Source organism: Paenibacillus kyungheensis (genome assembly GCF_028606985.1).
Lineage (GTDB): Bacteria > Bacillota > Bacilli > Paenibacillales > Paenibacillaceae > Saccharibacillus > Saccharibacillus kyungheensis.
In genome coordinates, this window is the sequence record NZ_CP117416.1 from 926,355 (window position 1) to 943,183 (window position 16,829).

The following is a 16,829-nucleotide window of genomic DNA, read 5'->3' on the forward strand; positions in this document are numbered from 1 at the left end:
GAACAAGAAAGTAGATTAGATCACGATGGACATCATGTTATGGATTAATATCTATATTGTTGTACTAGGCATGGTATTAGGCTCCTTTTTTCATGTGGTCGCCTGGCGTGTACCCGAAGGGCAGTCGATTATCCATCCTCCGTCCAGTTGCTCGCATTGTCAGCATCGCTTAACAGCACTCGATATGATTCCTGTGCTCAGTTATATCGGTACAAGAGGGCGATGCCGGCATTGTCGAACACGTATATCGATTCAATATCCTATCGGTGAAGCGATAACCGGCCTATTATTTTTATGGATATTTCTGCATTTTGGCTGGACAAGTGATACAGTGGTTGGTTGGTTATTGGTTAGCTTGTCGGTCATTATTACATTGTCTGATCTACAAGTGATGAAGATTCCGAATAAAGTGTTACTGTTTTTTGCCCCTATTTTTCTAATCCTTATTGCATGGTTACCAGGTGCGATAAGTCTAGGTTCCCATCTAGGTGGAGCGATAGCAGGCGGAGGTATATTATTGCTGATTGCTTTTATCAGTCGCGGTGGTATGGGGATGGGCGATGTAAAGCTTTTTGCTTTGTATGGGTGGGTTATCGGATTGGCTAATGTGTGTCTTGCTCTTTTTATAGCGTGTTTACTTGGCACACTGATCGGGATTGGATTAAGACTACTTGGTAAAGTAGACAAGCAACAACCGATTCCATTCGGGCCTTTTTTAGCCGCCGGGACATTGATTTCTTTTGTATACGGATCACAGATCATTGATGCATATCTTTCGCTTATGGGTTAGGAGGAGAGTAGTTCCTATGTTTCAACGAAATTTACCTCATGTCGGCTTATCGCTGGAACAGACAGAGATTCGCTATGTATCGTTAAAAAAGAAAAAACAATGGGAATTGGAAAAGAAAAAGTTTTTGCCGATCCCTTCAGGTATTATTGTTGAAAATCAGATCGTAGATACAGAAAGTATGAATCATTTATTGCGCAAATGGGTGACCGAGGAAGGGCTAAAAGGAGAATCCGTAACACTTTCGATTCCGCCTTCTCGTATTCTGGTTCGTGCGATGAGTATTCCGAGTACCAATAGTAAGCAAGTCAGTCAATTGGTAGAACTTGAAGTCGAGACCGGATTGCATTTACCTTTCGAAAATCCAGTCTACGATTATATTGTGACATCGATTGATGAAGAACATACACACTTGCTTGTATTTGCTGCGCCAAGTCAGTTAATTAAAGACTATATTAGTCTTTTGGGCGATGTTGGGATCAAAGTAGCGGCTGTGGAATTATCGGCTACAGCATTAGCTAGAACGATTGTGACCGAGCATGGACGCTCTTTTTCCAATACCATGTTGATTCATCTTACAGATCATCTGCTAGATATTTATATGTTCCGCAGTGGACAACCTGTGTTTATGCGTAGTATCGAGTCTTCTCGTGGATTAGAGGATATGTCTGTTCTGGATGATCTGAACACTTCATTATCCCGCCAACAGATTGATGATATTATTCCTGAAATCTCGCGTATGTTGAACTTTTATCAGTATAGTCTCCATGACGGCTCTGTGAAGATCGAAGAGATTTTTGTGACAGGATTACCACAAGAACGAGAACTGCTGGCACATGAACTGAGTCAATCGTTATCTGATATTCAAGTCGAAGCGGTTGAACTGGAAACGACGCAGCATGCATTTCAGACTGATCCTGATTTGAATAGCTATCGGGTAGCTGTAGGTGCCGCTCTTCGTAGAGAAGATACCAAACCTATCAATTTACTGCCTCAAGAAAAAAGAGAAAAACAGCAATTTTCATATTCGACTATAGGTTTAATAGCCCTATGGATACTTGCTATGTGCGGATCTATTTTTTATATGATTAGTCAAAATGGAACGATTACCGAACAAGAACGTGCGATACAACAATGGAGTGATCGCAATACAATGGCACAGTTGGAATTGTCTAAATGGAACGGCAATGGATCATCAGGTGCCGCTAATCAGTCTGTAGTCGATGCTGTGATGAATTATCGTATAGATGTAGTTAGTATATTGGATTCATTGACCAAACAATTACCGAAAAGTGGGATGATTCGCGATATTTCTTATAATCGTAGTTCAAATCTATTAGTGACAGCAAGTATGCGTAACTTTAACGATGCGGCTAATTATTTGGTAAAGCTACGGAGTATGCCTTTTGTTCAAGCGGCTTCAGTCAACAAAGCGACCAAAGATAACTCGGTCGATTCAGCAGTACGACCAACCAAAGGACAAGCTTCCTTGTATCTAGTGATCTATACTATCGATCTCCAACAACCGAGTGTAACTAGCGATACGTATGCGCCATCATCTACTGCTGTATCATCAGAGGAAGGAGGAGTATCCAATGGAACAGCTCAATAAATATCGTAATGTGATTTTATTAGGGATTATCTTATTATTTGTGATTTTATTAGCTTTTTACATGTGGGTACTCTATCCTTTATCCCAGAAATCCGAGCAGTATGATGTTCAGCTCAATCAAATGCAACAAGAGTACAACCTGATCCAGACCAAAATCGCTCAGTTAAAAGGCAGTCAGCCTACCGATGCACAACAAGCGATTCAAGCGGCTATCCCTGCTACAGTAGCAAGTGAGAAGTTATTAATTCAATTACAGCAAGTCGATCAGACCAGCTATGCTCGTATTACAGATATTGAATTTGTAAATGTAGATAACAATAACAGTGGTGAAATAACAGCTGAGAATCTAGGCGTAAATGTAGGGCAGATTCGAATGAATGCTGAACTGGAAGGCGGATATACTGAGATTCGGGAATGGATGAATCAATTGCAAAAGCTTCCACGCTTAATTACGGTCGATTCATTTAGCTTCCAACAACCGTATACACCGGGCAAATCTGGTCCGATTTTGACAGCGAATGTGTCATTTACAGCGTATTATAACTCGCCTTGATCTTATGTTGGAAAAGAATAAATAGGTTCAATGATTATAATGAAAAACTCTAAGTAGATCATATGCTTGGAGTTTTTTTCTATGTATAGGCAGAACATTATCTTCTACATTAAAGTAAAGAGTTTGTAATTTTGGAAGTCATTATCTAGAATAGACTGTACATTTGAAGAAAGGAGTGTGGAATGAATTGAATAGTAAGGTGTCTACGATCAAGATATTAAAATGGTTATTTGCTGTATCTACTATAGTTTGTGCGATCATTGGTTTTATATTTCCTGCACGATCATTTATATTAGGGTTGGTATCACTTTCTTTGTCACTCCATTTATTTTGTATGTGTATTGATGCACGCATGAATCCGAATCCCAAACAATCGTATTCATCTATCCTTATGCTTATGATCGTAGGAATTATTAATTTTATTGTAAGTATAATTGTTCTTTCTACTTAGTAAGTGATGATCTAATGTAATTATGACTCCAAATAGACTATAGTAATACATAATTGATTGACTATTCATCCTATGGAGGTACTTATGATTCCTTTTGATCCTTTATCTCATCCTTATGCTTCAGAACGACAACCGGTCTATGCAAATAATGGCATGGTCGCTACTTCGCAACCGTTAGCAGCGCAAGCAGGATTAGATATTTTGAAAAAAGGTGGCAATGCGATTGATGCGGCAATTGCGACAGCCGCTTGCTTGACTGTTGTTGAACCAACGTCTAACGGAATCGGAGGCGATGCTTTTGCAATCATCTGGACGCAAGGCAAGCTACATGGGCTAAATGCTAATGGGCCTGCACCGCAAAGTATCTCTATTGAAGCGATTCAGCAAGCAGGGCATGAGAAAATCCCAACCCATGGCTGGATTCCAGTCACAGTGCCGGGAGCACCATCCGCATGGCAAGCACTATCGCAAAAGTTTGGCAAATTGCCTTTAACCGAAGTGCTTCAACCCGCAATTGATTATGCAGAACAAGGATTTCCGGTATCCCCAACGTTAGGATATTACTGGAATCTGGCGTATGAACGTTTTGCTAACATATTGACAGAAGAGCAGTATCAGAACTGGTTTACAACGTTTGCTCCAAAAGGAAGAGCACCACGCATTGGTGAAATATGGCGTTCACCAGATCATGCAAAGACATTACGAAGTATTGCTGAGACAGGCGCAGAATCATTTTATCGTGGTGAACTGGCAGAGCAGATCGATAATTATTCGCGTCAGTATGGCGGATTTTTGCGTAAAGAAGACCTAGCGGCATATTATCCTGAATGGGTTGATCCGATCGGAGTCCATTACAAAGGTTATGAAGTCTGGGAGATTCCACCATCTGGTCAAGGATTGATTGCATTGATGGCTCTTAATCTGCTAAATGGCTATGAATTTGCAGGCAGAGATACAGTAGATACACATCATAAGCAGATGGAAGCGATGAAGTTAGCCTTTAGCGATGGACTCAAATACATTACTCAACACGATAAAATGACAGCCAAATTAGAAGATTTGTTATCTGATCATTATGCAGAGGAACGGCGAGCGTTGATCGGCGAACGTGCATTACAACCTGAAGCAGGCAAGCCAAAATCCAGTGGAACGGTGTATCTAGCCACCGCAGATCATGAAGGCAATATGGTGTCTTATATTCAAAGTAACTATATGGGATTTGGCTCAGGAATCGTGATTCCCGGTACAGGGATTGGACTACAAAATCGTGGACATTCTTTTTCACTTGATCCTACGCATGATAATCGCTTAGAACCGGGGAAAAAGACATATCATACGATTATTCCAGGCTTTTTGACCAAAGACGGTCAGCCACTTGGTCCTTTTGGAGTAATGGGTGGATTTATGCAACCTCAAGGTCATGTTCAGGTGGTAATGAATATGATCGATTTCCATCTTCATCCGCAGGCGGCATTGGACGCTCCACGCTGGCAATGGGTAGAAGGCAAAGTGATCGAGATTGAACCGAATTTCCCTGAACATCTCGCTCAAAGTCTGATTCGCAAAGGACATCATATTGTACGTGCTAATAGTGTTGGTGGATTTGGACGGGGACAGATTATTTTGCGTGATCCCGAGACAGGTGTATTGATCGGTGGGACAGAATGGCGTACCGATGGTACAATTGCGGCTTGGTAATATGATAGAGATCAAAAGCCACTATTCTATACAGTGCAGAACAAGATCCTACTTGAAATAGATCTACATCGATCTAAAAAAAGCGCTTGATCCACAGGAAACAAGTGGAGATCAGGCGCTTTTGCATATTATTTACACACTTGAGGTTCGGGTTCAATATCTAGTATTTCCGATTCTTCTCGTTTACTGAACCAAGCTTCGACTTTGCGGATAAAAATAAATCCGATAATAACGAATAATGCTACAAATAATAATTTCAACGGTTGCTGGAAATAGCTAGCCCAATCGGCTCCGATAAATGAAATGATAAAGATCATCATGCCCCGACCCAGACCTGCGGCAATTACAAAAGAACGGAATTTGATGCCACTGAGCCCAGCAGCCACATGAAGCAATGTAAAAGGACCAAATGGTAACAAACTAAACATAAAAATATACATAAATCCGTTATTTTTCATCCAACGTATACTTTTTTGGACAGCTTTATTATGAGAAAAGCGATCGATATATTTGTAATGGGAAAGCTTACGCACTAACCAGAACATCAGAATAGCCCCACTCATTATACCGATCCAAGAGTACAATACACTCCACCATAATCCAAAAGCCGCCACATTAAGCCCGATCACAACAATAATAGGTAATAGAGGAATAAAAGAGATTAGAAAAGCGAGCAATATACTAAACCATGGACCGAGAGCACGATATTGATCCATCAGATGATTGATATCACCTTCTTGGAGATAAGACATGAATTGTGCAATATCCATAGCCACGTTCCTTTCGTTCAATTGATTCTATATCTTTATTTACCCAATCATGCCTATAAATTCTCGCTTATTATGATCTTTATGTTATTTTTTACACTGGAATATATTATTGTTGTTCAGCAAGCTCATCCCGACGACCGAACCATGCTTCAATACTACGACTACAGATAAAACAGATAATCACAAACAGCAACACCAACAACAGATTCCACGGATTCTCACGATAACGAGACAGATCGGCACCGATAAATGATACGGCGAACACCATAATCCCTCGTCCAAAAATAATCGCTATCATAAAAGAACGAAATCGTATCCCGCTTAGTCCAGCAGCCACATTTAACAATGTAAACGGACCTACAGGAAAAAGACTCAGTAAAAAAATATAATTAAAGCCATTATTTCGAATCCAACGTCTTGTAGTAACGACTTTGGGATTATGTACAAGCCGTGACAGGTAGCGATGTTCTGACAACTTACGCACCAACCAGAATGCGGTCAGTGACCCTGCTGTAATACCAATCCACGAATATAGAAAACCGATCCATAACCCGTAAACAGCCGCATTTACACCCAGAATAACAATCGTAGGTAGTGGCGGGATAAAGGATTTGAGAAAAGGCAATAACATACTAGCAAGCGGACCCAATGAACGATATTCACTCATCCAACTTTTCAAATTTTCTTCCGTCAAATAAGACAACCACTGCAAAATATCCATAACCTCTCTAAATCCTTTCTGTTAAGCGCTTGGCACTAAAAGCGCGACCTCATTCAATCAAACATGATTTTTGCAACGCAAAATATCTTTCTGTTCATTTTATTATAACGGATAGATTAGCAAAAAAGGCGAATGACAAACAGTTGTCGAATTATTTAACATTCAAGTTATTTTTCACCAATAGCTATTACTCTAACAAAGGAGCACACCCGAGCATTATGCATATCATTCTTCGTCTTTCTCGCAAAATGGTAAGAATGCGCAAATCGGTATTAGCGACAACTACAGTATTATTTGTGTTATTGTCAGCCACGATAGCGTATATGATCGAACCGGATACATTTACTCACTGGTTTAACGCGTTGTACTGGGTATTGACCACAATGGCAACTGTGGGTTACGGCGATTATTTTATGAAAAGTATAGGTGGCAAAATATTCACTGTATTTTTGTATATTTTCGGTATTGGTCTACTGAGCTTAATCATTAGTAAGATTGTAGATTCGATGGGAGAATATAACCGAAGAAGAGGAGCAGGTAAATTGAAATATGTAGGGCAAGATCATATCATTATTATCAATTGGAGCAAAAAAGCACATTATGCAATCGATGAATTATTTGCCAGCAATCCAGAAATAGATATCGTGATTATCGATCAATTGGAAAAGCATCCATACGATCATCCACAAGTCCATTATGTCAATGGTGATCCAACCAAAGATGAGACATTGCAACAAGCTGAGATCAGTACTGCGCGTGCGGCGATTATTTTTGCAGATTCCCGAATTGATGATGCTTCTTTAGTCGATGGCAAATCCTTATTAGTCGCTTCCAGTATTGAACGATTAGCTTCTCATGTACATACTACTGTTGAAATTATGTTAGAAAATCATATCAAAAACTTCCATCATGTACATGTTAATGAATTTGTATTATCTCATGATGCGATTTCAAGACTAGCGGTTCGCTCTGCACTTAATGAAGGCAATAACGATGTATTAGCTCAATTGCTCAATCGTCAGTACGGCGAAGATATTTATCATATACCAACAGATGCAAGCTGGCATACGTATGGTGAAGCTTTTCAAGCACTGCTGTCTCAAGGAGCTACATTGATCAGTGATCGCAACGATATGACGATTAATCGTAAATTAACTGAACATATTCCAGCAGAAGCCAAATTATTTGTTATTTGTGATCCGGATACCCATACTCGTCTAATCAATAAATTCTAATAAAAAGCCTGTACATTACAATAGCCTGCGGTGTCAGCATGCTTCAAATTGGGCTATACTATAGTAGATATTATGATACAGTATCGCAAGACATTTTCATTTATTTTGTATGGCAAAGGAGTTCAAATCAAATGTCTAATTCTCATACATTCAAACCAGTACGAGTCAAACACCTTACAATCGGAGAAGGAAAGCCTAAGATTTGCGTGTCTTTAACAGGAAGTACCACTGAACAATTAGTAGAAGAAGCACATGCACTCAAATTAGCTGATATTGATATGGTCGAATGGCGTGTTGATTTTTTTGAGCAAGTAGAACAACTGGATATGGTCACTCATACACTGGAACGTATCCGTGATATTCTTCCATCGACTCCACTTATTTTTACATTCCGTAGTGCCAAAGAAGGCGGGCAATATGAATTAAGCAGTAGTGATTATGTAGCATTGAATCAGGCTGTAGCTTCAACAGGTGAAGTCGATCTGATAGATGTAGAACTGTTTAATGAAGCAACCGATATTGAACAATTGATCGCAACAGCCCATCAACATGATACATTTGTGATTATTTCTAATCATGATTTCCATCAGACACCACCTAAAGAAGAAATTATCTCACGTCTATGTCGTGCTCAACAATTGGGTGCAGATATGACCAAAATCGCTGTTATGCCTCAAAGCAGTAGCGATGTGATCACTTTACTGGATGCAACCAATACAATGAAAGAACAACATGCTGATCGCCCGATGATTACAATGTCGATGGCAGGCAAAGGCATGATTAGCCGCTTAACAGGAGAATTATTCGGATCAGCTATTACATTCGGTGCTATCCAAAAATCGTCTGCTCCCGGACAAGTACCTGTGTCTGAATTACGAAGTATTTTGAATATGTTACATGCTAATTTATAAGTGAATATTGTGAAGTCTCTCTGCATAATTAGAGGGACTTTTTTTATATTTCAAAAGAATGTGGAAAAAAGATCATTCGTTATGTCTATCTAATCTTTCGCTCCGAGTTAGCTGCCAATGTTTATTCCTCTGTTATTTATCTGTACAATAAAAATATAATATGATTAGAAAGTAGGTATTGGTATGTATTTGGTGAACGAACATGTACAACCTGTAGAACGCGCAACATTACTTCGTTTTCAGCAAGATCATCATATACAATTGCCAGAAGCTTATTGTGAATTTGTACAGCAATATGGAGTAGGTACGTATTGTGGAGTATTGAATATAGAACATCCAGACGCTCAGCAGTTACAAGAATTTGTAGAATACCAGTTGTGGGAACATGATGAACATAGCCCGATTACGAATGAACAGCTAGCTGAATGTATCGTGATTGGAACAACGATTGATGGAGACTTTCTAGCTCTTCATCCTCAAGTGAGTGATCTATTATGGTTACCGAGACATTCTACTGAGATCGAAGTACGCCAGTATGATTCTCAAGCTTCATGGATCGAGATGATGCATCAATGGTTGACGATGTCTTACGGGGATTCTTTTCAGAAGATGCAACAACATCGTTATTATGAATCATGGACTCCATCTCAACAACATCGCTCGCTGACATTTCATCCGTCTGAAGAAGGTAACAATTTGCTTTCGATCAGTTCAAGTGCAGAGCAATTAACACAGGTTGCTGATCAGATTAATACGCAGCTGCCAGCAGATTTGAAGATTGAATCTCCATACAGTTGTTTGTTATTCTGGCGCTCTATTCAAGGGTATGCTCGCTTTAATTATGCTTATGGTTATGAAGTGGCGCTTTGCTATGATGATACAGAGGAAGAAGCAAAGGAACGATTGGTAGAACTCCTGTTACAATATCAGATTTATTGATTTGACGATATGCAATGATGCCTCTTTAAAAATAGGAACAAATGTTCTATAATGAGATATATAATTCTGATAACAGGATATACTGAATATATTATAGAGACGTATACATCTTATATTTTTTACTATTTAAAGGAGGATTTATATGGCTATTGAACTGACAGAAGGATATGTAGATGCACTTGCACCTAATGCGGCGGCAATTAAAAATGCTAAAGGATTAATTCAAAAAAATAAATTGGTACAACTTCATCAAACAGAGGATGGTACTTTACTGTTTGGAGAGTGCGCAGGTAGTGGCAAAAGCAATTACGCATGTTCTGTAGACTTTATACAGACAGACAAAGAACCAACTTCTAGATGTAGTTGTCCGAGTCGCCAATTTCCATGCAAACATGCTTTGGCACTTATGTACGCTTATGTCTCAGGGCAGACATTTACAACCGCTACAATTCCGGAAGATATCGCAGATAAACGTGCCAAAATCGAAAAGCGGGAAGAAAAAGCTGCTGCTGTAGAAAGTGATCCTACACAGAAAAAGGCACTAAAAAAGAAAACAGTCAACAAAAATGCATTGAAAAAGAAAATCCAGACTCAATTAGAGGGATTGGATATTTTAGAAAAGTTCACCTTATCATTGATCCGCAACGGTCTAAGTACAGTCGATGCTACAGTCGTTAAGCGCATTCAAGAACATGTCAAACAAATGGGCAACTATTACCTCACCGGTGCGCAAGTCGAATTGCGTCGTCTGGCGGGACTGTTATCTCCGAAAAACAATCCTGAAGCGAACTATACATATGCAGTAGAACAATTAACGCTTATTCATGCGTTGATTCGTAAAGGCAGGGCTCATTTACAGTCGAAGCTGGAAGACCCAGAGTTGGCTTTGGATGCGGAGTCTACGATTGAAGAATGGTTAGGGCATGCATGGCAACTTAGCGAATTGGAACAATATCAGCGTATGACAGAGAAGGCAGAATTAATTCAATTAGCATTTACGAGCTATGATGATCCGGGAAGAATGGAATTTGTTGATCTGGGATACTGGTTAGAATTAGGCAGTCAACAGATCCGCCGAACGTTGCAATATCGTCCGTACAAAGCAGCCAAGCATATTCGGGAAGAAGATACATTTACTGAAATTGCTTGTCCGAAGCCTCTTTATGTATATCCGGGGGATCTTAATCCGCGTGTACGTTGGGAAAGTCTAACGACTCGAGCGGTGACCGAGCAAGATGTGCAGTCTATTCATACCCAAGCTTATTGTTCATTTGCAGAAGGGATCAAAGTCGTTAAAAACCAATTGAAAAATCCACTGGCTGATCCGTACCCGGCACTTTTACTTCAAGTCAGTCAATTTTATCAAAGTGACGATCAACGATTGGTGATTCAAGATGCTGAAGGACAAACGATAGGACTTACCGATATTTCGCTACCGATTGGTACAAGCACAGGATTACTTCCTTACTTACCACAAGAAACGTTGCAAAATGTGACGGTGCTGTTGGTATTTGAACATCAGATGGATACAGGTCAATTAATCGCTCAACCACTTTCTATTATTAATGGGAATGGAATTATGCGTTTGTTATATTGATAAACCAGTAGATGGTTAGAAGAAAGTTATATGGAGTACATCGCTACTAGAGGAATTGTATCGAGAAATCTATTTGGCTATTGTTGATTGGCAGTAGAGCAACTGAAATATATGATTCAACAACTGTAAAGTTCATCATCCCATGTAGCAAAAAGTGTAAAAGCACCTATAGATTGTTAGGAGGGTATACGTATGAGTACAGCTTTATTACAAGAATTGTATCAAGAAACGAGACGACTCTATATTGCAGGCAGTGAATTAGCTGTAGAAGATATACGCTTACGCAAATTGTTACCTCGCTTTCAACAGTTAGGCGAGAAAGCACCTATTTTTAAGCGTCTTGGAGATCAGATCGAAAGTATAATGGATCAGAATAATGATATTAGTAGTGCTGAACGTTTGCAGAATCTTACTTTGTTGTTATCGTCTGTGCTTCATACTCAAGGAAGTGTAACGGTTGAAGGCGATCTGAAGCCTTTAGGAGTGAATCATCCACAAGATGTAAGTCTAAGTTCACCTACAACCTATTCTTATCGCAAGTTAGCTCCTGTCGTACAAGCGTTGTCTACCACAGGTGGCGGACGTCTTGAAGTGATTGATCATGCATTCAAAGAAGCAATATTTCAAGATATTCGACTAATGCCACTTGCTATACAAGGATTATATGATGCGTATTCAGAAATTGCAGAACTGATGACTTATAAGATAGTTCCTTCTTATGGATTAGCGATTCTTCCGTATTTGAGAGATATTTTCAATCCTCAAGGAGACAAAAAAGAAGTACGTAAGCTTACAGCGATTCATACTATTGCCCAAGAGCACCAATTGGATCTACTGGATTGGTATGGCGAACTATCTCGATCTGCATCGGATGATATTCGAGCAACAGCAATTCGCTTTTTATCCGGGCATGAACAGTATGTACCGGAATGTATAGCATGGACCAAAGAGAAAAAGAAAACAGTGCGTGCATCTGCTTATTATGCACTTGCTGGTAGTGACTCCAGCGAAGCGATAGCCTGTCTTTTGACAGCATCAGCAGGTAAAGATTTGGAATATGTTGTAGAGGCTGTTCGTTATCAAGAGGTATCCACAGAATTGGAAGAACAGTTGGCGACTGTTTTTGCTAGCGATGTAGAGCAAGTTATTCAGTCAGAACATCAAGAATCTGTAGAGTACAAAGCAATCGAGAAGATAGCAGAACGCTTACTATTATTCGGCAAAATGTGGACGCATAGTCAAAATGAAACGGTTCATCAAAGCTATCAGGATATGTTGCAACATTATACGTATTTGTACAATCTGAGTGCTTCTCATCAGATTACAGATTGGCGTAATCTATTATGGGATGCGGCTCGTTATATCGAACATGTAGGCACTTCCAAAGATTTGGAATTATTATATGAAGTGTCTGAAAAAGATGCTGATTTTGTTCCATCTGCTTTCCGTCTATCGCTACAGATGTTGTCTCCAAAACAAGTGTACGATCATTATATTGGCGGTATGGTGGCTCAAATGAAAGCCAAAATTAATAAAGAAGCCAAAAAACGTCTTGGCAAAGTGGTAGCGACGATGAGACCGATGTTACTCGAAAATGCATATGAAAGTGTCTCATTAGGGTATCAAGAACAACATGTGTATACGCAAAAGATTTTGCCATTAGCTGAAGTAGAACAAAAATGGGACAAGCGGTGGTTGGAATTTGCGATGAAGCAAGATGATGTTGAACTGGTAGCCGCTCTGGCTCGCCCTGGTGTTGCAGGAGTAGAAGAATTTTTACGCCAAAAATTGCAGGAAAATCCAGAGTTTCGTAATCGTACAGCGACTCTCATTTTACGTGCTCTTGAAGAACGTCTGGGTATATCCAAAGAAGATAAACGTCAACTGATGTGGCAAGCTATCGACGATCGTCGTAATTCCAATTCATATATGTTTGAACCGTATATTATTCATTCTTTTTTAGAATTTCCTGTTGAAGATATAGAGCGATTAGAGGCTTTGTTACCAGAAAATCGAGAAGCAACGATTCCCAAGTTTAGAGGGTATGCAGCAGAACAATTAGAGTTCGTAGTCCACACATTGAAAGGGATGAAATAATGAGTACACCTGAATCTTTACAAGATACGATGAGACAGTCGGCAGAATTATTGTATGCGCACGAGTTAGAAGCGTTACGTCAACATGATAGCGGCAAAGTTCCGGCAGGCTGGCAGATGTCACCGCAATCTGTACTGACATTTATTACAGGTGGAAAAGCAGGCAAAGTAACAATTACACCTAAATATATCGGTAATCGGCGCTTGGTCGAAATGGCGATTGCTACATTAGTAACTGATCGTGCGCTATTGTTAATCGGCGAACCAGGAACAGCCAAATCGTGGTTATCTGAAAATTTGGCGGCAGCTATCTATGGTCATTCTAATCTGGTTGTACAGGGAACAGCTGGAACCAGTGAAGAACATGTACGTTATTCATGGAACTACGCGATGTTGCTTGCTAATGGCCCGACATCAGAAGCGTTGGTACAAAGTCCGATTATGCGTGCGATGGAACTTGGTGGTATAGCTCGATTCGAAGAAATATCGCGTTGCGCTTCAGAAGTGCAAGATGCATTGATATCGATTTTGTCTGAAAAAACAATCTCGGTACCCGAATTAGGTAAAGAAATGAATGCTCGCAAAGGGTTCTCGATTATTGCAACAGCGAATACACGAGATCGTGGAGTCAATGAAATGTCAGCCGCTCTCAAGCGACGTTTTAATATTATTGTGTTACCTGCTCCATCTAGTCTGGAGACCGAGATCGATATCGTACGCAAGCGTGTAGGCGAAATTGCTTCTGCTTACGATCTTCAAGCCGCTGTACCGGCAGATGAAGCGTTGCTCAAAGTCGTAACCATATTCCGCGAATTACGCAGTGGAATGACACTGGATCGCAAAGATAAATTAAAATCGCCAGCAGGGGTTATTTCTACCGCAGAAGCGATCTCATTATTAACGAATAGTATGGCTTTAGCAGCAAGCTTTGGTAGCGGTGAATTGACCGATGAAGATTTAGCCGCAGGATTGCAAGGTGCTATCGTCAAAGACGACGATAAAGATCGGATTGTCTGGAAAGAGTATCTGGATAATGTAATGAAAAAGCGGGGAGAGCAGTGGCGTGGTCTGTATCAAGCTTGTAAGGAGATGAACGAGTGAGTAGCCAGCTTGAGCTTGGTATCGGAGTGCATATTTTCGGAGTGCGTCACCTTTCCCCGGGCGGCTCCAAGCATCTATTGGACGATCTGAATCGGATCAAGCCCAAAATCGTTTTGATTGAAGGGCCTTCTGATGCCACATCAGAGATTCAGCATATTACACAGCGCAAAACAAAGCCACCGATCGCTATTCTTGCTTTTACAGAAGAATTGCCTGTACGAACAGCATTATGGCCACTAGCTTCCTATTCTCCTGAATATCAGGCGATGAAATGGGCAGCAGATCACAAAGCACAATCGTTATTTATTGATTTGCCTTCGTCAGTCATGATCGCTCTGCAAGATATACGTCGACTTGAACGACAGCAACAGATAGAATCTCCACCTGTACCAGATCCAGAGCAGACGGTTCCTCAAGCAGAAGTGTTGCCAGAATCGGTACATGAATCGCTGTATGATCGGATCGCGCAATTAGCTGGTGAAGATGATTATGATATGTATTGGGAACGGAATTATGAACATAATCTCAATGAACATGCGTATCGACAAACGATATTACAGTTTTCAGAGCAGATGCGTCAATTAACAGAAGCAGAAGAAAAAGACTCTTTTACCAATGAATATGCTTATAATGCTATTCGTGAAGCGTATATGCGCAGACAGATCAAGCAAGCGCTAGAAAGTGGATATCAACCACACGAGATTATGGTGATCTGTGGTGCGTATCATGCAGCGGCATTAAGTGATCTATCGGATACGATGACAGATCAAGAATTACAGAGTCTTCCGGTCTCTTCCACCAAGCTAACGTTGATGCCGTATTCTTATTATAAGTTGTCGTCCATGTCTGGATATGGCGCTGGAAACCATGCTCCTCATTATTATGAAATGATGTGGCAACAGATGAACCGAGGAGCATTGGAAGAATTACCTCATCTGTATTTATCTTCTGTAGCTCGCTTATTGCGTCAATCAGGTACTCATCGTTCGACTGCGGAAGTTATTGAAGCGGTACGGATGGCGCAATCTCTGTCTGCTCTGCATGGTGGTCATATTCCAGTCTTACGTGATCTGCAAGATGCAGCGCAGACGTTACTCGGACATGGTGATCTAACAGTCATTGCCGAATCGTTAGCACAGATCAATGTAGGAACAACGATCGGACAATTAGCTGAAGGGGTTAGTCAGACTCCGATTCAAGATGATCTTAATCGCTTGTTACATCAATTAAAGTTAACAAAATACAAAACAACGATTGCTCAAGATTTGATGCTTGATTTGCGTGAAAATCGACGTGTTCAATCTAAAGAAGCGGCTTTTCTGGATCTGCATCGTTCCTTTTTATTTCACCGCTTGCGTTTGTTAAATATTCAGTTTGTACATCAGCAACAGACTGGGCAAGATCAAGCTACATGGGCAGAGCGCTGGGTAATACAATGGTCGCCCGAAGTAGAAATTCAAGTAGTAGAATCGACTTTGCTTGGAGAAACAGTTGAAATTGCGGCGGCTTATGTTTTACAGCAAAAGTTAGATCGTTGTTCTACGATTGCCGAAGCCTCTGACCTGATCTTAATTGCTTGTGAGAGTGGAATGGTCTCGCAGTTAGAAAATGGTCGTCAGACCTTGCAACAATTAGCTGTTGACAATCAAGATGTGATACAGATTACGCTGGCGGCGAGAAGCTTATCCAAAATTATTCAGTATGGTGATATCCGTCGTATAGATACTACACCTTTGATTCCATTGCTAGAACAGTTATTTAAGCGTGCTTCTTTATTTCTGGTGAGTAGTTGTCAATGTAATGATGATGTAGCCCATGAAATGATGAAGTCAATCAGTGAATTGCATACGATTGGACTTGATCATATCGAGCAATTGGATTATGAGCTGTGGTTACAACAACTGACAGAAGTGATGGAACGAGACGATCTGAATGCTAAATTATCTGGATTTGCTTGTTCTCTATTAATTGAGCGTAATCAGGTATCTGCTACCCAATTAGCTGCTGAAGTCTCACGCCGATTATCTCCTGGTGTTCCTGCTGATCTGGGAGCAGGTTGGTTTGAAGGATTATCCAGTCGTAATCGTTATATGTTATTATCGCGTGCAAGCTTATGGGAACAGTTACATCAATATATCGAATCTTTAGAAGATGATGATTTTATACGTGCACTGGTCTTTTTAAGACGTGCTTTCAGTACTTTTTCGCCGTCAGAAAAAAATATGATTGCTGAGTTATTAGGAGAATTATGGGGCGTGAATGCCGAACAAGCTGCTGAAATCCTGACCGAAGAATTGAAGGAGGAAGAAGCCAAAATGATCGATGACCTGAATGATTTTGAGTTCGAGGACTTTTGAC

The 16,829-nt window shown here is 40.3% G+C and carries 13 protein-coding genes; 11 read left to right on the forward strand and 2 right to left on the reverse strand.

The annotated features are described in order from the left end of the window. The first annotated feature begins 25 nt into the window (after positions 1-25). From PQ456_RS04145 to PQ456_RS04160, 4 genes are all read left to right on the forward strand, one after another. Positions 26-790, forward strand: coding sequence for a prepilin peptidase (locus PQ456_RS04145; RefSeq protein WP_273614992.1), 765 nt, complete (start codon positions 26-28; stop codon positions 788-790). A 16-nt stretch (positions 791-806) separates the two neighbouring features. Then, complete coding sequence (pilM, locus tag PQ456_RS04150) at positions 807-2,399, forward strand: pilus assembly protein PilM (protein ID WP_273614993.1); 1,593 nt, start codon at positions 807-809, stop codon at positions 2,397-2,399. Next, positions 2,383-2,952: a type II secretion system protein GspM gene (gspM, locus tag PQ456_RS04155; protein WP_273614994.1), complete on the forward strand. Its 570-nt coding sequence runs from the start codon at positions 2,383-2,385 to the stop codon at positions 2,950-2,952. The genes pilM and gspM overlap by 17 nt, the downstream gene beginning before the upstream one ends. A 535-nt stretch (positions 2,953-3,487) precedes the next feature. Then, on the forward strand, positions 3,488-5,101 hold the full coding sequence (locus PQ456_RS04160) for a gamma-glutamyltransferase family protein (protein WP_273614995.1): 1,614 nt from the start codon (positions 3,488-3,490) through the stop codon (positions 5,099-5,101). A 128-nt stretch (positions 5,102-5,229) separates the two neighbouring features. Here PQ456_RS04160 and PQ456_RS04165 read toward each other — a convergent pair whose 3' ends face one another. Beyond that, positions 5,230-5,871, reverse strand: coding sequence for a TVP38/TMEM64 family protein (locus tag PQ456_RS04165; protein WP_273614996.1), 642 nt, complete (start codon positions 5,869-5,871; stop codon positions 5,230-5,232). A 106-nt stretch (positions 5,872-5,977) separates the two neighbouring features. After that, a complete protein-coding gene (locus PQ456_RS04170) occupies positions 5,978-6,592 on the reverse strand; it encodes a TVP38/TMEM64 family protein (RefSeq protein WP_273614997.1) in 615 nt (204 codons plus the stop codon). A 218-nt stretch (positions 6,593-6,810) separates the two neighbouring features. Here PQ456_RS04170 and PQ456_RS04175 point away from each other — a divergent pair, with 218 nt between their 5' ends. The 7 genes from PQ456_RS04175 to PQ456_RS04205 all read left to right on the forward strand — a co-directional run bounded on the left by PQ456_RS04175 (position 6,811) and on the right by PQ456_RS04205 (position 16,828). Beyond that, entirely contained in the window at positions 6,811-7,827 is a 1,017-nt protein-coding gene (locus PQ456_RS04175; RefSeq protein WP_273614998.1) for a potassium channel family protein, read from the forward strand. A 131-nt stretch (positions 7,828-7,958) separates the two neighbouring features. After that, a complete protein-coding gene (gene aroD, locus PQ456_RS04180; RefSeq protein WP_273614999.1) occupies positions 7,959-8,738 on the forward strand; it encodes a type I 3-dehydroquinate dehydratase in 780 nt (259 codons plus the stop codon). A 183-nt stretch (positions 8,739-8,921) separates the two neighbouring features. Continuing rightward, a complete protein-coding gene (locus PQ456_RS04185) occupies positions 8,922-9,677 on the forward strand; it encodes an SMI1/KNR4 family protein (protein ID WP_273615000.1) in 756 nt (251 codons plus the stop codon). A 142-nt stretch (positions 9,678-9,819) separates the two neighbouring features. Beyond that, positions 9,820-11,274: an SWIM zinc finger family protein gene (locus tag PQ456_RS04190; protein ID WP_273615001.1), complete on the forward strand. Its 1,455-nt coding sequence runs from the start codon at positions 9,820-9,822 to the stop codon at positions 11,272-11,274. A 192-nt stretch (positions 11,275-11,466) separates the two neighbouring features. Further along, positions 11,467-13,371 carry a HEAT repeat domain-containing protein gene (locus tag PQ456_RS04195; RefSeq protein ID WP_273615002.1) on the forward strand — a complete coding sequence of 635 codons (1,905 nt, stop codon included), beginning with the start codon at positions 11,467-11,469 and terminating at the stop codon, positions 13,369-13,371. Continuing rightward, on the forward strand, positions 13,371-14,471 hold the full coding sequence (locus PQ456_RS04200) for an AAA family ATPase (protein ID WP_273615003.1): 1,101 nt from the start codon (positions 13,371-13,373) through the stop codon (positions 14,469-14,471). The genes PQ456_RS04195 and PQ456_RS04200 overlap by 1 nt, the downstream gene beginning before the upstream one ends. Further along, positions 14,468-16,828, forward strand: a complete 2,361-nt coding sequence (locus tag PQ456_RS04205; protein ID WP_273615004.1) for a DUF5682 family protein — start codon at positions 14,468-14,470, stop codon at positions 16,826-16,828. Before PQ456_RS04200 ends, PQ456_RS04205 begins: the two co-directional genes overlap by 4 nt. Position 16,829 lies beyond the last annotated feature (1 nt).